General features: G+C 59.3%; 22 protein-coding genes. 12 read left to right on the top strand and 10 right to left on the bottom strand.

The window, feature by feature from the left end; genetic code table 11:
* Positions 1-3: 3 nt before the first annotated feature.
* A complete protein-coding gene (locus SIAM614_RS15330) occupies positions 4-699 on the bottom strand; it encodes a glycosyltransferase (protein ID WP_006935797.1) in 696 nt (231 codons plus the stop codon).
* A gap of 470 nt (positions 700-1169) precedes the next feature.
* Here SIAM614_RS15330 and SIAM614_RS15325 point away from each other — a divergent pair, with 470 nt between their 5' ends.
* The 4 genes from SIAM614_RS15325 to SIAM614_RS30610 all read left to right on the top strand — a co-directional run bounded on the left by SIAM614_RS15325 (position 1170) and on the right by SIAM614_RS30610 (position 4456).
* Complete coding sequence (locus tag SIAM614_RS15325; protein WP_157139881.1) at positions 1170-1910, top strand: substrate-binding periplasmic protein; 741 nt, start codon at positions 1170-1172, stop codon at positions 1908-1910.
* Between the two features lie 156 nt (positions 1911-2066).
* Positions 2067-3179: a PA0069 family radical SAM protein gene (locus tag SIAM614_RS15320; RefSeq protein WP_050789407.1), complete on the top strand. Its 1113-nt coding sequence runs from the start codon at positions 2067-2069 to the stop codon at positions 3177-3179.
* A 45-nt stretch (positions 3180-3224) separates the two neighbouring features.
* Entirely contained in the window at positions 3225-3875 is a 651-nt protein-coding gene (locus tag SIAM614_RS15315; protein WP_040440339.1) for a ribonuclease HII, read from the top strand.
* Positions 3872-4456: a GNAT family N-acetyltransferase gene (locus tag SIAM614_RS30610; protein ID WP_157139880.1), complete on the top strand. Its 585-nt coding sequence runs from the start codon at positions 3872-3874 to the stop codon at positions 4454-4456. The genes SIAM614_RS15315 and SIAM614_RS30610 overlap by 4 nt, the downstream gene beginning before the upstream one ends.
* 257 nt (positions 4457-4713) lie before the next feature.
* Here SIAM614_RS30610 and SIAM614_RS15305 read toward each other — a convergent pair whose 3' ends face one another.
* The 8 genes from SIAM614_RS15305 to SIAM614_RS15270 form a co-directional block, all read right to left on the bottom strand.
* Entirely contained in the window at positions 4714-5193 is a 480-nt protein-coding gene (locus SIAM614_RS15305) for a F0F1 ATP synthase subunit B family protein (RefSeq protein ID WP_006935780.1), read from the bottom strand.
* A gap of 10 nt (positions 5194-5203) precedes the next feature.
* A complete protein-coding gene (locus SIAM614_RS15300) occupies positions 5204-5764 on the bottom strand; it encodes a F0F1 ATP synthase subunit B (protein WP_040440338.1) in 561 nt (186 codons plus the stop codon).
* Positions 5765-5846: 82 nt separating this feature from the next.
* On the bottom strand, positions 5847-6071 hold the full coding sequence (locus tag SIAM614_RS15295) for a F0F1 ATP synthase subunit C (RefSeq protein WP_006935776.1): 225 nt from the start codon (positions 6069-6071) through the stop codon (positions 5847-5849).
* Between the two features lie 70 nt (positions 6072-6141).
* Positions 6142-6891 (bottom strand): F0F1 ATP synthase subunit A, encoded by a 750-nt coding sequence (locus SIAM614_RS15290; RefSeq protein ID WP_006935770.1) that lies wholly within the window; start codon positions 6889-6891, stop codon positions 6142-6144.
* Between the two features lie 53 nt (positions 6892-6944).
* Complete coding sequence (locus SIAM614_RS15285) at positions 6945-7331, bottom strand: AtpZ/AtpI family protein (RefSeq protein WP_006935769.1); 387 nt, start codon at positions 7329-7331, stop codon at positions 6945-6947.
* 212 nt (positions 7332-7543) lie between these two features.
* On the bottom strand, positions 7544-11002 hold the full coding sequence (smc, locus tag SIAM614_RS15280) for a chromosome segregation protein SMC (RefSeq protein WP_006935768.1): 3459 nt from the start codon (positions 11000-11002) through the stop codon (positions 7544-7546).
* 87 nt (positions 11003-11089) lie between these two features.
* Positions 11090-11725 carry a thioredoxin domain-containing protein gene (locus tag SIAM614_RS15275; RefSeq protein WP_006935767.1) on the bottom strand — a complete coding sequence of 212 codons (636 nt, stop codon included), beginning with the start codon at positions 11723-11725 and terminating at the stop codon, positions 11090-11092.
* 365 nt (positions 11726-12090) lie between these two features.
* Positions 12091-12600, bottom strand: a complete 510-nt coding sequence (locus tag SIAM614_RS15270; RefSeq protein WP_006935766.1) for a DUF721 domain-containing protein — start codon at positions 12598-12600, stop codon at positions 12091-12093.
* A 224-nt stretch (positions 12601-12824) separates the two neighbouring features.
* Between SIAM614_RS15270 and mutY the strand changes: the two genes are divergently transcribed.
* The 4 genes from mutY to SIAM614_RS15250 all read left to right on the top strand — a co-directional run bounded on the left by mutY (position 12825) and on the right by SIAM614_RS15250 (position 16507).
* Positions 12825-13904 carry an A/G-specific adenine glycosylase gene (gene mutY, locus SIAM614_RS15265; RefSeq protein WP_006935765.1) on the top strand — a complete coding sequence of 360 codons (1080 nt, stop codon included), beginning with the start codon at positions 12825-12827 and terminating at the stop codon, positions 13902-13904.
* Positions 13905-13987: 83 nt separating this feature from the next.
* The gene (locus SIAM614_RS15260) at positions 13988-14536 is read left to right on the top strand and encodes a 2OG-Fe(II) oxygenase (RefSeq protein WP_006935764.1); all 549 of its coding nucleotides are present in this window, start codon (positions 13988-13990) and stop codon (positions 14534-14536) included.
* A 291-nt stretch (positions 14537-14827) separates the two neighbouring features.
* The gene (gene bfr, locus SIAM614_RS15255; RefSeq protein ID WP_006935763.1) at positions 14828-15313 is read left to right on the top strand and encodes a bacterioferritin; all 486 of its coding nucleotides are present in this window, start codon (positions 14828-14830) and stop codon (positions 15311-15313) included.
* A 258-nt stretch (positions 15314-15571) separates the two neighbouring features.
* Complete coding sequence (locus SIAM614_RS15250) at positions 15572-16507, top strand: IS110 family RNA-guided transposase (RefSeq protein ID WP_040440336.1); 936 nt, start codon at positions 15572-15574, stop codon at positions 16505-16507.
* Positions 16508-16620: 113 nt separating this feature from the next.
* Here the strand turns inward: SIAM614_RS15250 and SIAM614_RS15245 are convergent, their stop codons facing one another.
* On the bottom strand, positions 16621-18108 hold the full coding sequence (locus tag SIAM614_RS15245; protein ID WP_006935760.1) for an AMP nucleosidase: 1488 nt from the start codon (positions 18106-18108) through the stop codon (positions 16621-16623).
* Positions 18109-18329: 221 nt separating this feature from the next.
* On the opposite strand from SIAM614_RS15245, the gene SIAM614_RS15240 reads away from it, so the two are divergent.
* From SIAM614_RS15240 to SIAM614_RS15225, 4 genes are all read left to right on the top strand, one after another.
* Entirely contained in the window at positions 18330-19130 is an 801-nt protein-coding gene (locus tag SIAM614_RS15240) for a transporter substrate-binding domain-containing protein (RefSeq protein WP_006935759.1), read from the top strand.
* 123 nt (positions 19131-19253) lie between these two features.
* Positions 19254-20060, top strand: a complete 807-nt coding sequence (locus tag SIAM614_RS15235) for an amino acid ABC transporter permease (RefSeq protein ID WP_006935757.1) — start codon at positions 19254-19256, stop codon at positions 20058-20060.
* 179 nt (positions 20061-20239) lie between these two features.
* Complete coding sequence (locus SIAM614_RS15230; protein ID WP_006935756.1) at positions 20240-20926, top strand: DNA-3-methyladenine glycosylase I; 687 nt, start codon at positions 20240-20242, stop codon at positions 20924-20926.
* A 131-nt stretch (positions 20927-21057) separates the two neighbouring features.
* On the top strand, positions 21058-22197 hold the full coding sequence (locus tag SIAM614_RS15225; protein ID WP_006935755.1) for a site-specific DNA-methyltransferase: 1140 nt from the start codon (positions 21058-21060) through the stop codon (positions 22195-22197).
* Positions 22198-22285: the final 88 nt, after the last annotated feature.

Raw genomic sequence — 22285 nt, 5'->3', positions numbered from 1 at the left:
GTGTTAGCCGTGCAGCTTGACAGCAACGCTTGCCGGAATGCGCAAGGTGCCGACGCAGAAGCGTGCGAAGGCCTGACGAAACCGTGACACAAGCCCTTCGCGCTCAGGCGCTCCGGAAGAAACGGCAGCGGCCCGCAGGAACACCATCCGCCCGCGCCCGATCCGCTTGGCGATATCGAGATCTTCCAATTCGGGCAACGGCCGATGGCCGCCGAGCTTCTGATAAAATTGCCGGGAAATAAGCAGGCCCTGGTTGCCGTAGGGCATGCCAAGGAGTTGCGACCGCAAGGCCGCGAAGGACTCGCTCAACCGTGCGCTGAGCCCGAAGGCTTCATACCGAAGGCGGAAGCTGGCTGCTGTCCGCGGCCCATTTGGCGCACGGGCCGCCCGCTCGACAAAGGCCTGGGCTTCGTGATGCCAGCCGCTTTCCAGAAGCGTTTCGGGGCGCAGAAACAGCAGCCAGTCTCCCCGACTTGCCATTGAGGCGCCATAGGCCAGGCGCTCGCTGCGGGAGGCACCGCTGCGATTGATCCAGACACATCCGGCCGCGTCGGCAACTTTCTCGGTGTTATCCGACGATCCGCCATCGACCACGATGACTTCACGGACAACGCCTTCAGCGGCCGCCGGCACCAAGGCCGAAAGCGCGTGAACGAGTTCAGTTTCGGAATTTCGTGTCGCAATAATCACGCTAATCATGATCTCAAGTCTTACATGATTTTTTTCAAAGTGCGAGCGCAACTAACGAAGCAGGCGCTGTTTTTTGTTCCGTTTCTTAACAAAGTTCAATAATCGGCCCCGTAGCGTCACCCAATATCGAACGAGGTAATGTCTACTTTGGTCGCAGGGAAATAAAAGACCCTGTGAATGCTGCACCAGTACCTGTGCCGAGTAGATCAGTCCGCTTCGAAAAGTTGCTTCGCCCTGCCAGTACGCGCTATCCATTTGCCGGGTTTTGAAAATTTAGCCCGTTCCGGCGAAAGACAGGGCTGGATTTCATGGTATTTTAAGAGAGCATGCCAAAGCTGAAGGCCCTCTGCCCGATCACGACACAAGCAACAGGCGCTATGACGACACCTGATCAACAGCCAACCTCCGGCCGAAATCGCCTGGCATGGCTCTCGAGTCGAGTTCTTGCGGGATTCGCCGGATTTGTTCTGGCGCTGGCTTTGCAGGCCGCGACGGTATCGGCCCGCGATCTCGTGGTGCTGGCAACGCCTGAAGAGCCTTACAAGTTCGTCGAAAACGGGGTCTCCAAAGGCATCGACGTGGAGGTTCTCGATGAGGTCATGCGCCGCCTCGGGCTTTCCTACTCGCTGGCGTTTGTCGACTCCGGAACGCGCATTCAACAGGAAGCGCGTGCCGGGCGTGCGGATATGCTGCTCCTGTTTTCCAAGAAGCAGGACAGGATGGAGTATCTCGTCTATCCGCAGGAAAGTTACATCGACATAAGCTGGAGCTTTTTCATCCGTGCAGAAGATGCCGGATCGATACATTTTGAGAACTACAACGATCTGAAGGGGCTGCAGATCGGCATCACCCAGGACTTTTCCTATACGCCGGAGTTTCTCTCGTCAGGTCTCAATTTTCAGACAATCGCCAGCAACAAACTGCAGATCGGCATGCTTCTGGCCAAACGTGTTGATGCGGTTCCGATGAACACGATCAGCACGCTCTACGAGGAAAAGAAGGCTGGGCGTCTGACCCAACTGGCCACCTTGCCTCTGCCGCTCATCACCAAGCCCTATTACAACGTCTTTGCCAAAGCCTCGACCTTTCCGGAGATTGAAACTCTGCCAGAGCGTTATGAGGCCACCATTCGCGAAATGCAGACAGATGGCACGCTGGACGCAATTCTGGTGAAATACCTTGGCCGCCGCCCGGGCGGCGATCACCGTGGCGGCTCGTGAGCTTCTGGGCAGCCCGACAGTCCACCATCTTTTGAAGCCCGGACCGCACCGGACGAAAACGCCACCTTGCATCGCGCTGGCACCGTGATAATGTTCCTGTTATGTTCCAACCCGTAACCTGGACCTTAGCGCGTGCCCGTCAGCCCTCCCGATGAGATTTCCCTTGCAGCCGATGCAACAGGTCCCCTGCCCGATGTCCGCTCCGTCGCAGAGCACAGGCGGCGGGGACGCGCGGCTGCGCTCAATGCCTCCGGCCGGTTCGAAAAGCTGTCACGGGAATGTTTCGATGATGGCTGGGAAAGCCTTGAAGACCTGCCCCCGCTCAAAACCCAGGTGCAGGAGGAGCGTGCGCGGACGATCATTACCCGAAACGAATCGCCTGATATTTCCTTCGACCGCTCTATCAATCCCTACCGGGGCTGCGAGCACGGCTGCATTTACTGTTTCGCCCGGCCAAGCCACGCGTTCATGGGGCTGTCGCCGGGGCTGGATTTCGAAACCAGGCTGTTTGCCAAACCCAACGCCGCACAACTTCTGGAGCGTGAACTTTCCAGGCCCGGCTACCAGCCGCGCGTGATTGCCATTGGAACCAACACGGATCCCTACCAGCCGATGGAACGTGGCTACAAGCTGATGCGCGACATCCTGGAGGTTCTGGACAATTGCTCTCACCCGGTCGCCATCGTCACCAAGTCGGCACTGGTGACGCGCGATATCGACATATTGTCGAGGCTGGCGGAGCGAAACCTAGTGAAGGTTGCCCTGTCGGTCACGACGCTCGACAAGAAACTCTGCCGCGCGATGGAGCCGCGTGCCTCTGCGCCCCACAAGCGGCTTGAGGCTGTGCGGGCGCTGTCGCAAGCCGGAATTCCGACGTCCGTCATGATGGCACCGGTGATCCCTGCCCTGACAGACAGCGAGATTGAAAACGTGCTGGAAGCGGCGGCCGAACATGGCGCAACGGAGGTTGCCTATATCCTGCTGCGGCTGCCGCTGGAAGTGTCGGAACTGTTTCGCGACTGGCTGCTGCGCGAGCGTCCGGACCGCTATCGCCATGTCATGAACCTGATCCGGTCCATGCGCGGCGGCAAGGACTATGATGCCAAATGGGGCGAACGCATGCGAGGACGCGGCCCTTATGCCGACCAGATTGCCAAACGCTTCTCCCTCGCAGCGAAACGGCTGGGTCTCAATCTCCGGCGGAAGAAACTCAATACGGAAGCCTTCGTCCAGCCGCAAAAAGGCGGTGTGCAATTGGATCTCTTTTGACGCGACATCTTGAGAAACGGGCTGTTCGGCGGCAGGGTGCATGTCATGACGTTCAGTGCTTCCCTCTTTGACCTTGCCTTTCCCGATAGCCCGGATCTTGCTGTTGAACGCAAACACGCTGCCGCGTTCGACGGGCGGCTTTGCGGCGTCGATGAGGCGGGCCGTGGTCCCTGGGCCGGGCCTGTCGTAACCGCAGCTGTTATCCTTGACTACGACCGGCTGCCCGATGGCCTCAACGATTCAAAGAAGCTGACCGAGGCCCGGCGTGAAGAGCTCTTCGAACAGATCGTTGCGTCGGCCCATGTTTCGCTCGCCAGCGCGTCACCGGCAACCATCGATGCGGTAAACATCCGCACCGCGACCCTGTCGGCCATGGTTCGGGCCGTCAATCACCTGCCCCTCGTTCCAGACTATGTCCTGGTGGATGGCCGTGACGTGCCGCTGGGGCTGAAACAGGCCGGCCAGGCACTGATCAAGGGCGACGGCCGCTGCCTGTGCGTGGCGGCAGCCTCTATCGTCGCCAAGGTCACAAGGGACCGGATGATGGTTCACCTGGACGCCCGTTTTCCGGACTACGGGTTTGCCCAGCACAAGGGATATGGCGTGCCGCAGCATCAGCAGGCTCTGGAGCGCCACGGCCCGACGGTTCACCATCGCATGAGCTTCAAACCGGTCAGGCTGGCGGCCGGGTCGTGAGGAAGGTCAGCCCAAGGTCCGACACGCCAAAGCCCAGTTTGCCTCCGAACGCGGAACTCCGCGACGCCACATCCGCGGATCTCGACGCCTTGGCGGCGCTTTCCATCGAAGTGTGGCTGGATACCTACGCCCTGGACGGTATTCCCGACAACCACGCCAGGCACGTTCTGCGGACTTATTCACCGCAAGCGTTCGCAGGCGTCCTGCAAGACCCGGACAAGCGTCTGATCGTTTGCCGCACGGACGCAGGCCTGCTCGGATATCTGCAACTCGACCTCGAGGCGAAACCTGTTCAACCCGGATCGGGAACGGTTGAAATCGAGACCCTTTACGTCCGGCGCCATCATCAGGGCATGGGGGTGGGCTGCAAGCTTCTTGAAGCCGCCTGCCGCCTCGTCCGGCAAGCGGGCCAGCCGAAGTTTTTTCTGACTGTCTACGAGGGGAACGAGAAAGCCATCGGGTTCTACAAGGCCCAGGGACTGATCGAAGAAGGCCGCTGGACGTTCGACTTTGAAGGCGGCTCTGCCCCCAACCTGATCATGACACGGGACCTGTCCGATGCCGGCCTGAAAACAGACTGAAAACGGACTGACGCAGCCCGCAAGCCAACCGCCCCCAAATCACGAGCACGATTGCCGGGACAGCTTGTGCCTGCAACCCACATCTGCCTGCCGATCAGGCTCACACTTTCTCTTGCTCGTTCGCAGACCGCTTCGAGCCAATACGGATCGAAACGCTTTGTCGCCGATCCTTCCGGAGTGTGGGCAGTTTGTTGCCTGCAACAAAAAAGCGGCCCCGAAAGGCCGCTTCTTCAATTCGTCAGCAGAGTGGACCGAACTTAGTTCAGCCGCTCCTTCACCTGCGCAATGCTCTTGGTGAGGATGTCGTCGGCGACTTTGTCCTTCACCTTGGCGGCAAGGATTTCCTCAGCCGCGGCAACGGCGATATCGGCTGCCTTGGCGCGGACTTCAGCGATTGCCTGGCTTTCGGCCTGTGCAATCTTGTCTTCCGCGGCCTTGGTGCGGCGAGCAATCATTTCGTCCAGAGCCTGGCTGGTTTCAAGCGTCAGGCGCTCGGCTTCCGAGTTGGCTTCTGCAATGATGGCTTCCGCTTCGCCTTCGGCTTCGTGACGCTTGCGCTGATACTCGGACAAGAGAGCCTGGGCTTCTTCACGCATCTTGCGTGCGTCTTCCAGTTCCTTGCGGATCGTTTCAGCGCGGTCGTCCAGTGAACCGTTGATCTTGGCCGGAACCTTGACGTAGAAAATTACGACGAAGAACAGGATAAGACCGATCAGGGCCCAAAATGTAGCGTCCATGACGGTCTCCTCAGTTCATCGCCGACTTGAGCGCCTTGGTCAGGTCGGTCTTGGTCGGAGCTTTGCCGATCAGCTGCTCGACGAGCGCTGAAGCGGTTTCTCCGGCAATATCCCCGATCTGAGAAAGGGCATCGGTCTTGGTTGCGGCGATCTGTGCCTCAGCCTCTTTCAGCTTCCCGTTCAGCTCGGCTTCCACTTTTTCGCGGCGAGCTTCATGGTCTGCCTTGAGCTTGGTCCGCGTTTCATGGGCAATGCCATGAGCCTTGTTGCGGGCCTCGGCCAGCGCCTGCTCGTAAGCTGCGATCGCAGCGTCGGTTTCTTCCTTCAGCCGGTTGGCTTCGGAAATGTCACCGGCGATACGGTCCCTGCGGTCTTCCAGAATACCTGCGATCCGCGGAACGGCCACATTCTTCATGATCCAGTAGAACACGCCGAACGTGATCGCGAGCCACAAGAGCTGGGAGGCGAATGTGGTGCTGTCAAAAGGCGGGAAACCCGCGCCATGCTCTGCGGCCGGCACTTCTATGGCTTCGTGCATGCCTTCTGTGGTCGAGTGAGTTTGGCCTGCCATTTCCAGTCTCCTAAATCCGGCTGGGCGGCGCTAGAGCGCGCCGCCACCGGAGTCGCATCGGTCGTCGCTAAAGAATTAGCGATTAAGCGAACAGGAGGATCAGAGCCACCAGCAGGGAGAAGATGCCCAGAGCTTCCGTCACGGCGAAGCCGAAGATCAGACGGCCGAACTGGCCATCAGCAGCGGACGGGTTGCGCAGAGCGCCTGCGAGGTAGTTACCGAAAATGTTGCCGAGGCCAATGCCTGCGCCGCCCATGCCCAGGCATGCGATACCGGCACCGATGTATTTTGCTGCTTCTGCTTCCATGACACGTGCTCCTAAATGGTGTTTGCAGATTGCTCACTCGCGGCGCAAAGGCCGTGTGATTGGGTTACCCTCAGTGTGAAGGATGAATGGCGTCGTTCAGATACATGCAGGTCAGAACGGTGAAGACGTATGCCTGCAGGAACGCGACCAGGAATTCCAGAGCCGTCAGGGCAACCGTCATTCCGAGAGGGAGAATGGATCCGAAGATACCGACCGCACCCATCGCGCTAAGGCTGACGACGAATCCGGAGAACACTTTCAGCGTGATGTGACCGGCAAGCATGTTCGCGAAAAGACGAACGGACAGGCTGATCGGACGTGAAAGGAACGAAATCACCTCGATCAGCGTCACGAGCGGAATCAGTGCCCCAGGCACGCCACTCGGGACGAAAAGCTTGAGGAACTTCATGCCGTTTTTCATGAAGCCGTAAATGATCACGGTGAGGATCACCAGCATCGCAAGGGCAAAGGTCACGATGATGTGGCTGGTGATGGTAAAGAAGTACGGGAACATCCCGAAAAGGTTCGCGACCAGAACGAACATGAACAGAGAGAACACGAGAGGGAAGAAGCGCATCCCTTCCGTTCCCGCTGAACTTCGTAGTGTTCCGGCTACAAACTCATACGCCATTTCCGAAATCGACTGCAGGCGGGTCGGAACAAGTCCGCGGCCGCTGGTCGAGAAAATCAGGAATGCAGACGTCGCCGCCACGGTCAAAACCATGAACAACGAAGAGTTGGTGAAAGAGAAATCCATGCCCCCGACTTCAATCGGGAATAGCGTCTGGATATTGAACTGATGGATCGGATCGTTCGCCACCGGCCAGCCTTCTTCGTTCGTTCATATCAATGCGCCAAAAGGCGCGACAAATTCTATTTCGATCTGTCGTTCTGAACGTCTTTTTCGTGCTGGACCTTGGCATCCGGCTGCTCGACGACACCCGCCGCGCGCAGAACGTTCAAGACCCCGGCTACGAAACCCAGCAGCAGAAAGACGATCAGCCCGAAAGGCGATGTCCCAAGCCACTGGTCGGCAACCCAACCAATCCCGGCCCCCACCAGCACACCGGCGATAAACTCAGAAGAGAGTTTCATTGCCTGCGCGTATCCGGATGAGCTGCTTTGAGACTTCCGAGCGGTTTTTTCTTCAACCACCCTCAAGTCGTCAAGCTTCCGGTTCAATTGAGCCCGCCGTTCCGACAGACCCGCTTCCGGGGAACCAACCGCCCGATCCTTGTTATCGCCGTTTTGCGAAGACATGTTCTTAAGTCCTCAGCTCGCGCCGACATGCTTGATCCGACAACTGGGGAGCCCCCTAAGCCGCGCGCACCATAGTCGGCACCTCATGCCGTGTCAAGAAGCCTGCATCAAACTCTATCTCTTTGAAAAATAATATATTTTTCTGTTTTAGCAGAATCAGCCAGACCTAAGTTGCATAAGGTTTTCGCGGCAGTGCCGCACCAGACGCATTCTTAGCCAGTTTCCCGGAATCGCTCCGCCGTCTCCAGATCGACCGAAACAAGCTGGGAAACGCCGCGCTCGGCCATCGTCACGCCAAAGAGGCGGTTCATGCGCGCCATGGTGATCGGATTGTGCGTGATCACCACAAATCTGGTTTCCGTGCTCTTGGCCATCTCGTCCAGAAGGTCGCAGTAACGCTCCACGTTGGCGTCGTCCAGCGGGGCATCGACCTCGTCGAGAACGCAGATCGGCGCCGGGTTGGTGAGGAACACCGCGAAAATCAGCGACATGGCCGTGAGTGCCTGCTCACCGCCCGACAGCAGTGTCATGGTCTGCGGCTTCTTGCCCGGCGGGCGGGCAATGATTTCCAGACCGGCGTCAAGCGGGTCGTCGCTATCAACGAGCTGCAGTTCCGCCGTGCCGCCGCCGAAAAGATGGGTGAACAACCGCTGAAAGTGGCCGTTGACGACTTCGAAGGAGGCCAGCAGGCGCTCTCGCGCCTCGCGATTGAGATTCGAGATCCCGGTCCGCAGGCGCCGAATCGCCTCGATCAGATCGTCGCGCTCGGACGTCAGCGTGGTCTTCTGATCGTCGATTTCACGCAGCTCTTCCTCCGCACGCAGGTTGACGCCGCCGAGCCGTTCACGCTCGGCCTTCAGCCGCTCCAGCTTGCGTTCCATGGCATCGGGATCGGGGAGCGGCGCGCCTTCCTTCAGGCCTGCGATTTCCGGCAGTGCCGTCACCGACACTTCCAGGTCCTCGTCGATCCGCCGTTCCAGGTTCTGCTTGCGGTCACGGGCAGCTTCAAGGCGTTCCTCGGCGCGGATCTTTTCTTCTCGTGCGCCCGCCATCGCTTCCATCGCGATCTTGGCCGCGCGGTCCACCTCGGCAAGATCCAGCTCAGCCTGCTGGAGCTGATCGTCTTTTGCCTTCTTGTCTTCTTCCGCCTTGGCAATGGCGGAAAACAGGTCGCGGCGCTTGATCTCGATGTCTTCGGGCGCTTCGATCAGCTCGGCCCGCTCCTCTTCCGCTTCTTCGCGCCGTTCCTGCAAAATGGAAATCTGCTGTGCGGCGTTGGCGGCACGGGTCTTCCAGCCGTCGTATTCCCGGGCAATGGCCTCCAGACGGCGGTCGCGCATCTGCTGCTCGCGGGCAAGGCCCTCGGCAACCGCCCGCGCCTCGGCCAGCGCACCACGCGCTGCCGCGACCTGCCCCTGCAAATCCTCGATGCGGTCGCGATAGCTGGTTCCGTCAGGCGCTTCCTCGAGACGTTCCTCGGCTTCGGCAAGCTGTTCGCGGGCCAGTTCAGCCTCTTCGCCAAGGCGCTGTGCCCGGTCCTGTGCAGCTTCCCGCTTGGCGGCAAATTGGGAAACCGCCCGCTCCGCTGCCGCGAGCGCTTCACGCGCTGCAGCTGCCTGGCGCTGACCGTCGCGAACCTTGCCTCTGGCCAGTTGCTCCAGTTCGACGGCCTGACGCACCCTGGTCGCAGCACCCTCCAGCGCCTGCTGGCGATCCTCAAGCTCACGCCGGGCGTGTTCGATTTCGTCGTCCAGTTCGGCAAGGCGGTTCTTTTGTGCCAGGCGCTGCGCTGCCGGTGTCGGCGCATTGGCTGCAATCACGAAACCATCCCAGCGCCACAGATCACCTTCAACGGAAACAAGACACTGACCGGGCTTCAGGGATGTGCGCAGGCCCGGCCCCGCTGCCTGGTCGACAAGACCGACCTGGCGCAGACGGCGGCTCAGTTCGGCGGGCGCTTCCACCACCTCGGCCAGGCTGCGTGCACCGGCCGGCAAGGCCGGATCGCCGTCATGGGACAGAACCCCGCCCCAGCGGACGGCGGCAGCTTCTTCCAGAGAAGCATCCAGGTCTTCGCCAAGCGCGGCCCCCAGAGCCGTTTCAAAGCCCTGCTCCACGCGAATCTGCTCGACAACCGGTGTGTGATCCTGTTCGGAATGAACGTTGAGTACCTGTTCCAGCGTCCTGGCCTCGGTCTCAAGGCCTTGAAGCAACTGGCGGGCGTCACCAACGGGGCCGCGGGCAGATTGCTCCTGCTCACGTGCTTCTCGGGTTGCAGTTTCGGCTTCTTCCGCGGCAGCCTCCGCCTCCAGAAGGGCTTCCTCGGCCACTTCCAGGGCTTCCCGGTTTTCGGTAACGCCGTCCTGTTCGGCCATGCGCTCGTTGATTTCGGCAAGGGCTTTCTGGGCGTCCTGGGCCTGGGCAAGCAGCCGGTCCGCGCGCTGCCGACTTTCGGCAACAGCCCGCTCCAACTGGCGGCGTTCGGCAGTCGCCCGAGCCTCGGCCGCAGTCAGGTCGGACAACTGGCTTTCCAGCGTTCCCACGGCCTCTTCTGCCTCGGTCACTTTTTCGCGGGCGCTTTCGGTGCGCTCCTGCACCATCTCGTTTTCTTCCAGCAGCTCTGCGCGCTCTTCCGACAGGCGCTCCAGAACCTCATCATTTTCAGACACCATGGACTGTTCGCGCCGGATGTCTTCCGCCAGTTGCACCAGACGGCGCTCCAGGTCCTGAAGCTTTTCCTTCACCCGCCGCTCTTCGGCGTCCAGTTCGTTGCGGGCAATGACCAGCCGTTGCAATGCGGCCCCCGCCTTAGCCGCATCCTCACGCAGTTCAGGCAGCTTGTGGGCGGCGATGGCCTGAATGCGGGCGCTTTCGGCCTGCAGGCCCGTGGCTTCGTTCACCTGCTTCTGGGCTTCGGCAAAATGCCTTTCGGCGGTGCCCAGCGCATCGCGTGCCTCGGTCCAGCGAATGTAAAGGATCGAGGCTTCGGCTGCGCGGATTTCAGACGACAGGTTACGATAGCGCGAGGCCTGGCGCGATTGGCGGCGCAGATTGTCCAGCTGGCCGTCGATCTGGACGAGGACATCCTCCAGCCTCTCCAGGTTCTGCTCTGCGGCACGAAGGCGAATTTCCGCCTCATGCCGACGCGAGTGCAGACCGGAGATACCGGCCGCCTCTTCCAGGATCTGCCTGCGAGAGGTCGGTTTGGCAGCGATCAACTCGCCGATCTGCCCCTGACGCACCATGGCAGGCGAGCGCGCGCCGGTGGAGGCGTCCGCGAACAGAAGCTGCACGTCACGCGCACGCACATCCTTGGCGTTGATCTTGTAGTTGGAGCCCTGCTCGCGCTCGATGCGGCGGCTGACTTCGAGCGCATCGGCATCGTTGAACGCGGCTGGTGCCGTTCGGTCCTGATTTTCCAGGTACAGCGTCACTTCGGCGGTGTTGCGCGCCGGGCGGTTCAGGCTGCCGGAAAAGATGACGTCGTCCATGCCGGACGCACGCATGTTCTTGTAGGAGTTTTCGCCCATCACCCAGCGCAGGGCTTCGACAAGGTTGGACTTGCCGCAGCCATTCGGCCCGACCACTCCGGTCAGGCCGTTGCCGATGATGAACTCCATCGGTTCGACGAAGGATTTGAAGCCGACGATGCGGAGTTTGGAAAATTTCATTGGCGCCCGTGCCTCGTGGACACGGACACCCGAAGATCATGGGTTTGATCGAGGCAAACCGAGAAGACCGGCGGATCGACCGCCAGTCTAGAGGTTTGCGTCAATAAGTTTGCCCATCTCTTCAATCGAAAGCGCCCCCGAGTGCTTTTCGCCATTGATGAAGAACGTCGGGGTGGAATTCACGCCAAACTCGCTCGCACCACGGTTTTTCACCGCATCGATGGCATCAAGCAGACCCTGGTTCCCCAAGCATTCCTCAAAGGACTCTTTTGTAAAACCTATCTGCTTGGAAAAGTCGAGCATGGATTGGTACGGATTGTCGGTAAACGCCCAGGTCCGCTGCTGTTCGAACATGATGTCCACAATCTCGAAATATTTGTCGGCAGGTGCGCAGCGTGCCAGCATGAAAGCGCCTGCGGCAACCGGATCCAGCGGGAACTCGCGGAAAATGAAGCGAACCTTGCCGGTATCGATGTAATCGGCCTTCAGCTCCGGATAGGTGCGTTTGTGGAAGTTGGCGCAATGACCGCAGGTCATGGACGCATATTCCACAATGGTGACCGGCGCATTTTCATCGCCGAGGATCTTGTCACCCAGCGGGCCGGGTTTTACCAGTTCGTCCTGGTCGACGGTCTGCGCAAGAGCCAAGCTCGAACCGGCAAGGCAGAAGGCTGCCGTCGCCAGGGCAGTGGTTTTGAGAAACTGTCTACGGGTCTGGGTCACGAAGATCGTCCTGTCACAATAGTCAAGCGCTGCACCGGCCGGTGCGTGGATCGAAGAACATCCTGACGGATATCCAAGCCGATCGGGTTTAACGGTACCGGGCCACCCTATTTGCCTTCAGCTGAATGCAGGATGAACCGGCTTGCCGCCTTCTCTGCCCTCTCGGGCAGGCGGCGTCAACAAAGCTTATCAAATGTGGCAGGAGCGAGGACGGGCAACCGCCGAGGCCTCATTGCGTCATTCCAGACCCCGATCGAGCGAAGGGTCCGGAAAAAGCAGCCCTTTTCGGGAAAAGCAGTGTCCAAGAGAATGGACGCCGATCCGCGCTTCACAGAGTTGTTATTGGAGGAAAAGGCGCGTCCGCGTCACGCAGCATCGTCTTCACGGCGGGCGATGACCTGCGCACCCAGTTTCATCAGCGCTTGCCGAAGACGGTCATTTTCGACGCCCTCCAGCCGTGCCTCAAGCTGCTGCTCTTCGGATTGTGTCAGATCGCGCAGGGGTTTCTTGCGCACCGGCTGCTTCACCAGAACCGGTTTCTGCAAGATCTTGATGCGGCCAATGGCCCGCCAGCCGTAGAAAGTATTGATGCGCTCGATCACCTGCGCACTGTCATGAGACAGCATCAGGGCCGTTGCGCCGTCAGTGTGGACCACGAGTGTCGCCGGCTCCGGCGGGTTTTCCGGGTCGCTGCGCTCGGGCTGGCGTGGCCAGATCAGCCGGTCAGGCTGTACACGCGTGCCGTAACGCTCGCCGACGATGTCGGCCCAGGAGGCAATGATGTCAACGGACGCAAACCCACGCTTCCGGCAAACAGGCGTCATGGCCTTGCCGACAAGATCGGCCAGCGTCTTTGCCCCTCTCGAGGCGTGCACAGGGTTTGCCTTCGTAGCGCTTATAGCCTACCTCCTCATCCAGACATACGGTCCGGCGATTTGCCGGCCGGTTTCCAGATTGGGGTGTTGTGTCTCAATAGAATACGACAAAATGACGACGATTACTTTCCCCGAACTCATCGCACTGCCTATATCAGCCAAGTTGTCCCCAGGCTATCCAAGGCTTGCTGCTTCATATCACCACCTGTTGTTCATCTGATCTCATGGCATCTGCTTCCCCTTCTCGACTGCTTCTTGACTGGTACGACCGGCACGCCCGGCGCCTGCCCTGGCGAGTTTCTCCGGAAGACCGAAACCTGGGTGAAGTCCCGGATCCCTACCGGATCTGGCTGTCTGAAGTCATGCTGCAGCAAACCACCGTCGCCGCCGTGAAAGACTACTTCGAGAAGTTTACGCGAAGCTGGCCAACCGTGACCGATCTTGCCGAGGCGGCGGAAGAAGACGTCATGAAAGCCTGGGCGGGCCTTGGATATTATTCGCGGGCGCGCAATTTGAAAAAATGTGCCGAAACCGTTGCCCGGGATCACGACGGCCGGTTTCCGGAAGATGAAGAAGCCTTGCTGAAGTTGCCGGGCATCGGCCCCTATACGGCGGCAGCCATCGCAACCATCGCCTTCGACCGGCACGCGGCTGTGGTTGACGGCAACGTGGAAAGGGTGCTGACGCGGCTTTTCCAGATCGAAACGCCACTTCCGGACGCCAAACCCGAAATCAAGGCGAAAATGGCGGAGCTGACGCCAGACGAGCGGCCCGGTGACTTTGCGCAGGCGGTCATGGATCTCGGCGCGACGATCTGCACACCCAGACGACCGGCCTGCGCCATCTGCCCCTGGCGCTCCATCTGCAGGGTCCAGTCGTCGGCCCTTGCCGAAACACTGCCGCGCAAGGCTCCCAAGAAAGAAAAGCCCACGCGGTTCGGTGCGGCCTTCGTGGCGGTCGACGCGGCAACGGGCGCCGTCTTGCTGCGCCGCCGCCCGCCGCGAGGCCTGCTGGGCGGGATGAGCGAAGTGCCGGGAACCAAGTGGGCAGAGGATTTCGATCTTCAGGATGCTGTCAGCCTTGCGCCGTTTCCCGCGGATTGGCAGCAGCGTCCGGTGGAAGTGAAACACACCTTCACCCACTTCCATTTACGGCTCACGGTCTACCGGGCCGACCTTGTAGTGAGCGCCACACCCTTGCTGGACGGTGCCTGGTGGTCGGCCCCGGACGTCATTGAAAGCGAAGCCCTTCCGACGGTGATGAAGAAGGCGCTGGCCGCCGCGGTCGAAAGGCCCAGGAAATAGTTCTTTCCCGGCTCAAAAAAACTGTTGCAGTTTCCCCGGATTGGAGGTTGAACAGCGCACCTCTTTCCTGGATCTGAGCCTCGATGTTCACTTATTCCTACGACGCACTCTTTTCTCAAAAGGACTGCGATGAAATCATCCGCCTGAGCCAGGCGGAAGCCCAGGATACGGGCGGCCTGGTGGGTGGCAAGCAGCAAGGCGAGATCCGCCGCGCGCGCATAAGCTGGCTTGATGACGAAGGCACCGCCGGCTGGGTCATGGACCGTGTGATGACCGCCGTTGCAAAAGCCAACCGCGAGGCCTTCGATTTCGACATCACCGAGTTTCGGGAAAAGCTTCAGGTTGCCATCTACGATGAGAGCGAAGAAGGCCACTACGACTGGCATTCGGATGTCGGTGAAGGCCCTATCGCCCAGTTCCGCAAGGCGACTATCGTCACACAGCTTTCGCCATCGGACGCCTATGAAGGCGGGGCGCTGGAAATCAGCCTCGGCCACAAGGTGATGGCTGCCTCACGCGATCAGGGCTGCGCAACGCTGTTTGCCAGTTTCATGCTGCACAGGGTGGTGCCGGTGACAAAGGGAACCCGCTACTCCCTCACCTGCTGGAGCCATGGCCCCCGCTTCCGCTGAGGCCGGGGCAGACGCCTGCTCGAGCAGTTGCCAAGTTCCTTTCCTTGCGGCGGACTTCCGTTCATCAGGCGGCAACAAACGGGCAGTAAGACGAATTTGCGATTGCTTGCCCGGAAAAGGCCTTGAAACCGGTTTGCCTTACATTGAGCGATCAGTGGCCAGTTTCAATTCGCCGCTTCGGGGTGTAACCAGTGGAAGTTCCATTTCAGAGTGCCAAGGCCCCTTGCGCCTGAAGTGAAATACTCTAGAATAATTCTAAACAAAATCGATTTCCAAGAAGGAGGCTCTGCCGTGAAAGGGAACGAGAAAGTCATTGAGCGCCTGAACGAAGCTCTGTTTCTGGAGCTGGGCGCCATCAACCAGTATTGGCTTCACTACCGCCTCCTGAGCGATTGGGGCTTCGCGCGCCTTGCAAAGAAGGAACGTGAAGAATCCATCGAGGAAATGCAGCACGCCGACAAGCTGGTCGACCGCATCATCTTCCTCGAAGGCCATCCGAACATGCAGAAGGTTGCACCGCTGCGGATCGGACAGAACATCAAGGAAGTTCTGGAATCGGACCTTGCCGGCGAATATGACGCCCGCACGTCCTACGCCAAGTCCCGCGACATCTGCCGCGAGGAAGGCGACTATGTTTCCATGCAGCTTTTCGAAGAGCTGCTGACAGACGAGGAAGGTCATATCGACTTTCTGGAAACCCAGCTTGAGCTTCTGGAAAAGATCGGTGTCGAGCGCTACGGCATGCTGAATGCCGCCCCGGCCGACGAAGCCGAGTAAACCGTCAAGCCGCCATTTCATTGGCTATGCAAAAGCCGGTGCATTGCACCGGCTTATACATTGAGAGGCCGGAGCATGGTTAGATGCTCCGGCCTCATTGTCATTGAGGTATGGCCTTACCTCGATGGCGGCATACGAAGTGGTTGAGCCCTTCCGGGGATGAACTTCACGTTCGCAAAAAAGCAAAACCCTTCGTGCGCAGAGGCTTCGTCGAACCGTTGAGAGAGCTTCGCGCTCGCGTATAAGGGAGACCAAGCCATGCCTTATGCTAATCGTTTTGTCGGCATCGACATATCAAAATCCTCATTTGACGTTTGCGTTTTGCCAGATGAAGAGCATGCAACCTTCGCCAACACAGATGAGGGGATTGGTGCCTTTCTGGCCCTTCTTGGTAGGTTCAAGGGGATAGAGCGCCTTATCCTCGAGCCGACCGGAGGCTATGAGCGTGCTGTTGAGGCAAGCCTTTTGGCGGCCCGAATGCCTGTTGCCAAGATCAATGCCAAGCAGGTCAGGCAATTTGCTCGTGCGTGCGGACAGCTCTCCAAGACCGACAGGATCGACGCCTTCATTCTGGCCGACTATGGCCGGCGCCTTGAGACGCGCCTGCTGGATCCCAGGTCCCCGGCTCAATCCCTGCTCAAGGAGCTGGTTCAAAGGTACCGACAACTGGCCCACATGATTGTTCAGGAAAAGAACCGCAGGGAAAAACTAACCGGCAAGACGAAAGTCCTGATTGAGGAAAGCCTGCGCTTCCTGAGCGACCAGCGCCACGCTGTCACCGAGGACATGCAGCTTTGCATCAAGTCGGATCCAGATCTCGCCAAAAAGGCGGAAGTCCTCATGTCCCTCAAGGGGATCGGTCTGAAAACTGCCTGTTTCCTGCTCGCCGACCTGCCTGAACTGGGCACCTTGACCAAGGGCCAGATCGCCAAGCTTGTCGGTGTAGCTCCACTCAACAGGGACAGCGGCCTCATGCGCGGAAAACGCATGATCTCCGGTGGAAGACGGCAAATCCGAGATGCTCTCTATATCGCAGCTCTGCCAGCCATTCGCTTCGACCCCACAATGAAAGGCTTCTACACACGCCTCAAGACAAATGCAAAACCATCAAAAGTCGCTCTCGTCGCTGTCATGCGGAAAATGATCATCATTCTTAATGCAAGACTCAGAGCAACGGTGCCGACGCCATCTTGACTGCCAACACCGTTGCTTTTTTGTTGTGTTTCGCGCTCTTACGACTTCATGCGGCAGGCTTCGTCATTTTCGGTACCGCCGGTTAGCGAACCGCCTGCACCGTTCAGGACGTCTTACTGGAATGCTGTCTCAGCGAAGCTGCGAAGCTTGCGCGAATGCAGGCGTTCGGCGGTCATGTCGCGCATCTTCTCCATCGCCCGGATGCCGATCTGAAGATGCTGGGCAACCTGGCGCTTGTAGAAGTCGGTTGCCATGCCCGGCAGCTTCAACTCGCCGTGAAGCGGCTTGTCCGAGATGCACAGCAGCGTGCCGTAGGGCACGCGGAAACGGAACCCGTTGGCGGCGATGGTCGCCGATTCCATGTCGAGCGCGATGGCACGGGACTGGGAGAATCGCTTGACCAGTTCCGGCTGATCCCAGAGCTCCCAGTTGCGGTTGTCGAGCGAGACGACGGTTCCCGTCCGCATGACACGCTTCAGTTCGTAGCCGTCTATACCGGTGATTTCCGCGACCGCGTCTTCCAGGGCCACCTGCACTTCCGCCAGAGGCGGGATCGGCACCCAGATCGGCAGGTCCTGGTCGAGGACATTGTCCTCGCGCACATAGCCATGGGCCAGAACGTAGTCGCCAAGCGTCTGGCTGTTCCGGAGGCCTGCGCAGTGACCGAGCATCAGCCACACATGCGGCCGCAGCACGGCGATATGGTCGGTAATGGTTTTGGCGTTGGACGGCCCGACACCGATATTGACCATGGTGATGCCGCTGCCGTCCGCCCGCTTCAGGTGATAGGCCGGCATTTGCGGCAGCTTTGTCAGCTCTTCACCATCCGGCTGGCTCTGTCCTGCTTCCAGCACCACATTGCCGGGGGAAACGAAAGACTCGTAGCCACTATCCGGCTGCGACAGCAGTTCCTTGGACATGCGGCAGAACTCGTCGATGTAGAACTGATAGTTCGTGAACAGCACGTAGTTCTGGAAGTGCTCGGCCTTTGTCGCCGTATAGTGCTGCAGGCGGTGCAGGGAATAGTCGACACGCGGCGCCGTGAAGGAAGCAAGCGGCATCACCCCGTCGGCCGGATCATACGTGCCGTTGGCGATGGAATCGTCCATGACGGTCAGGTCCGGCAGATCGAACATATCCGCCAGGGGACGGTCCAGATTCGCTGCTGCAGCTCCGCCTTCCACATGCGTGCCGTCATAGAAGGCGAAGTGCAGCGGGATGGGCATGTCGCTGTCGCCGACCTGGATCGGCACGTCGTGGTTCTTCATCAGCAGCGACAACTGGGACACCAGATAGTGCCGGAAGAGGTCCGGGCGGGTGATCGTCGAGGCGTGGGTGCCGGGACGGGAGACGAAACCATAAGACAGGCGGCTGTCCAGCCGGACATGGCTGTCGGTCACGATCCGGACCTGCGGATAGAACGCGCGCACGCGGCCACTGATTTCCTTGCCTTCCAAGAGTTCCTGAAAATGCTGACGCAGAAACGCGGTGTTGGATTCAAAAATTTCGATCAGCCGGTCGACGGCCTTATCGGCGTCGGTAAAAACCTCAAGCGGATGCGATGGCGCGTGCCGGACCCTGCGGGCGGCTTGATGAAACATGTTCTTGTTCGAGTTGGACACAAACCGTCTCCTTATTGTTCTTATGGGCTCACAGTCCCGCTAACGCTTGCCATGGTCAATAGATCTAGCATCGGATTTTGAATTTTTTTTCGCAGAGAGAAAATTTCTGCAAACCGCCTCTTACTGCTGCATTTGAGCAGGCTTTCCCAAAGCGAGGCAAGCGGCTAAAGTCCGGCAAAGTTTTCGATCAGGAGTTCCCCATGAAAAACACTGTCCTGACCCTTGCGGTCGCCGTTTCCTCCCTGATTGGCGCAGGCGTTTCCGCCCTTGCCGACAATCTGCCGGATCTCGGCGGCCGGGATGTCGTCATCGCGACCGAAAATACCTACCCGCCGCTGCAATTCGTCGACCCGAAGTCGGGCGAGGCAATCGGCTGGGAATATGATGCCGTTGCCGAGATTGCCAAACGGCTGAACCTGAACGTCACCTTTCAGAACACCAGTTGGGACGCGATGATCCCCGCCATCTCCGCCGGCGAATACGACATCGCGATGAACGGCATCACCATTCGCGCCGACCGCGCCGAACAGGTAGACTTTTCAAACCCCTACATGCGGTCCGAAATGTTCATGCTGGTACGCGCGGGCGAAGACCGGTTCACCGATGCCAAGGGCTTTGCCGCCAACAGCGATTTTCTGGCCGGCGCTCAGCCGGGCACCACGCCGTTCTATGTCACCGTCTATGAAGTGCTGGATGGCGACGAAGCCAACCCGCGCATCAAGCTGTTTGAAACCTTCGGTGCGGCCGTTCAGGCGCTCAAGGCAGGCGATGTCGATCTGGTTCTGACCGACAGCACCGGCGGCCAGGGTTATGTCTCCACCAATCCGGACACCTTCAAGCTGATTGGCGATCCGATGGGCTCGGAAGACTTCGGCTTCATCTTTCCCAAAGGCTCGGACCTGATCGAACCGGTCAACGCGGCCATTGCCAGCATGCGCGACGACGGTACGCTGGATGCCCTCAACAAAAAGTGGTTCTTCGACTACAAAGTCGCCGAGTAGGGTCAATCACCGCCTGTTGGCGGCTGGACTTTACGACCCATGGCCGGTATCCGGGCTTTTGGCCCCGATGCCGGCCATTTTCGTTTGAACCGCCGTAACCAACGCTGGAGCCCAGACCAAGCCATGTTCCGCACCAAGACACCGTCCGGCGCGCCCAAGGAAGATTTCCCCTACTGGCTTCTGGTTGCGGTCGGCATTGCGGTTTTCCTGTTGTTCCAGATCGCGACTAACGACATCTATTCGCAGGTCATGGCGACGGTTTCGCGCGGTATCGGACTGACGGTTTTCGTAACGCTTGTCGCCTTCTTCTGCGCGTCGCTGCTCGGGCTGTTGCTGGCGCTCGCCTCGCTGTCCGGATCGATCGTGTTGCGTCAGACGGCACGGTTCTACGTCGAGATCGTGCGCGGAATGCCGATCATCGTGCTTCTGCTCTATATTGCCTTCGTCGCGACCCCGCTGTTCATCGCAGCGGTCAACGCCGTTCTGGAGCCTTTGGGGCTGGACCTTCTGCGCACCCGGGATTTTCCGCTGCTCTGGCGGGCGGTTCTTGCGCTGACGATCGGCTACTCGGCCTTTATTGCCGAGGTTTTCCGGGCAGGCATTCAGGCCGTCGACAAGGGCCAGATCGAGGCAGCCGAGGCACTCGGCATGAACGGCTGGCTACGCTTTCGCCTCATCATCTTCCCGCAGGCGCTGAAGACCATCCTGCCGCCGCTCGGCAATGATTTCGTCGCACTGATCAAGGACAGCTCGCTGGTGTCGGTTCTGGGCGTCGCGGACATCACCCAGCTCGGCAAGGTCTATGCCGCCGGCTCCTTCCGCTATTTCGAGACCTATAACGTCGTCGCCTTGATCTACTTGATGATGACGATCACGCTTTCGCTGGCCCTGCGCAAATTTGAACGGACAAAACAGATCCAGGAACGCTAAGGTTTTCGCCTGACCACGCCTTTCCTCCTCCCTCATCCTGAGGAGGCGCGACGCGCCGTCTCGAAGGATGGGCTGCTTGTTCCCGAGTATGTAGCCCATCCTTCGAGACGGGCCTTGCGGCCCTCCTCAGGATGAGGGGGTGCAGGGGGAACGGCATCTGCAGCGAGACGGAGATCTGCATGCGTTCCTTTGAAGAAATAGAAGACCTGGCCGCGGAGAAAAAGGGCGGACCGGAAGTACTCAAGGCGCTGCTTGCAGAGCATGCAGCCCCGAGAACGGCTGAAGAGCTGGAACAGGTCGGTGACGACCGCTGGCTTGCCATGTTCACCAAATGCGTCTTTCAGGCCGGGTTCAGCTGGAAAGTCATCGATCAGAAGTGGCCGGGTTTCGAAGAGGCCTTCGAAGGCTTCGATGTCGCCCGCCTCGCCTTCTTGCCCGACGAAGCGTTCGAGGAACTGCTCGGCGACAAACGGATCGTGCGCAATGGCGCCAAGATCCGTTCCGTTCAGGAGAACGCGATTTTCCTCAAGAAGCTTGCGGCCGAACACGGCAGCGCGGCCAGGTTTTTCGCGCATTACCCGGTGAGCGATCAGATCGGCCTGATGGACCTTCTCAAGAAGCGGGGTTGCCGGCTCGGCGGCAACACCGGGCAAATCGCTTTGCGATTCATGGGCAAGGAAAGTTTAATCCTCTCCGGCGATGTGGTTAACGCCCTCATCCGCGAAAATGTCATTGAGAAGGACGCGATGTCGAAAAAAAATCTGAACGCGATTCAGGCTGCCTTTAACGAATGGAAAGCAACTTCCGGTCGTCCCCTCAATGAAATCAGCAGAATTCTGGCCTTTTCGGTCGGAACAGGCCATTAACTTCTCATTCAGCTTTTACGATTGTAAACAAAGCCTTGATTCAAAGGGAATTTTTGTTTCGATCGCTTAACCGCTGATTTACCAAACCCGGTAACCATGACACTCGAAATTGCGTGAGGTATTGCGTCGCAATGAGTGTACTGCGTACCGGGGTGTCCTTCGGGGCACCCCGTCTATCCAATGAACCGGAAGCAGGTGCTTCCTGGCTGAACACGATCCTGAAGGGCGACTGCGTTGCCGCCCTTGAGAAACTGCCGTCCCGGTCTGTGGACCTGGTCTTTGCGGATCCGCCCTACAACCTTCAGTTGGGTGGCGACCTGCACAGGCCGGATCAGTCCAAGGTGGATGCCTGTGACGATCACTGGGACCAGTTCGAGAGTTTCGAAGCCTATGATGCTTTCACCCGGGCCTGGCTGCTGGCCGTCCGCCGGGTGATGAAAGCAGACGGCTCGCTGTATGTGATCGGCTCCTATCACAACATCTTCCGCGTCGGCGCGATCCTGCAGGATCTCGGCTTCTGGATCATGAATGACATCGTCTGGCTGAAGTCCAACCCGATGCCGAACTTCCGCGGCAAACGGTTCACCAATGCCCACGAGACCATGATCTGGGCGGTGAAGTCGAAAGATGCGAAGCCGACCTTCAACTACGATGCGCTGAAGACCTTCAACGAGGACCTTCAGATGCGCTCCGACTGGCACCTGCCTCTGTGCACCGGTGCCGAGCGGCTGAAGGGCAAGGACGGACAGAAGGTGCATCCGACCCAGAAACCGGAAGCTCTGCTCTACCGCGTCCTGACCGCTTCTTCCAAGCCGGGAGACGTCGTGCTCGATCCGTTCTTCGGGACCGGCACCACTGGCGCCGTCGCCAAGAAACTCGGCCGTCACTATGTCGGCGTGGAGCGCGAGCAGGACTATATCGACGCGGCCACGGCTCGTATCGAGGCCATTGAGCCCGGCGATGCCGCATCGCTGGAAATGCAGCAGGGCAAGCGGGCTCTGAAGCGCATTCCCTTCGGCACGCTTCTGGAGAGCGGTCTGCTGCAGCCAGGCACGGAACTAAGCTGCCCGAAAGGCAAACATCTTGCCATCGTGCGTGCGGACGGTTCGCTCAAGTCCGGCGACCATACCGGCTCGATCCACAAGGTCGGCGCGCTGGTACAGGGGCAGGAAGCCTGCAACGGCTGGACCTTCTGGCACATAAACGAAGGCGGGAAGACGTCACCTATCGACGACCTCCGCAAGGAAATCAGATCCCGCCTGCAGGCATAAGCAGGCACTCCAAAGAGGAGACTTCGCGTTCCCCGCGAGATCCACTTAGCCCCGTTTCCCAGAAAGGGAGACGGGGTTTTCTTTGTTT

Source organism: Roseibium aggregatum IAM 12614 (genome assembly GCF_000168975.1).
GTDB classification, from domain to species: Bacteria; Pseudomonadota; Alphaproteobacteria; order Rhizobiales; family Stappiaceae; genus Roseibium; species Roseibium aggregatum.
Note: the sequence above shows the minus strand (reverse complement) of the source record. Positions and strands in the feature narration are given on the sequence as shown.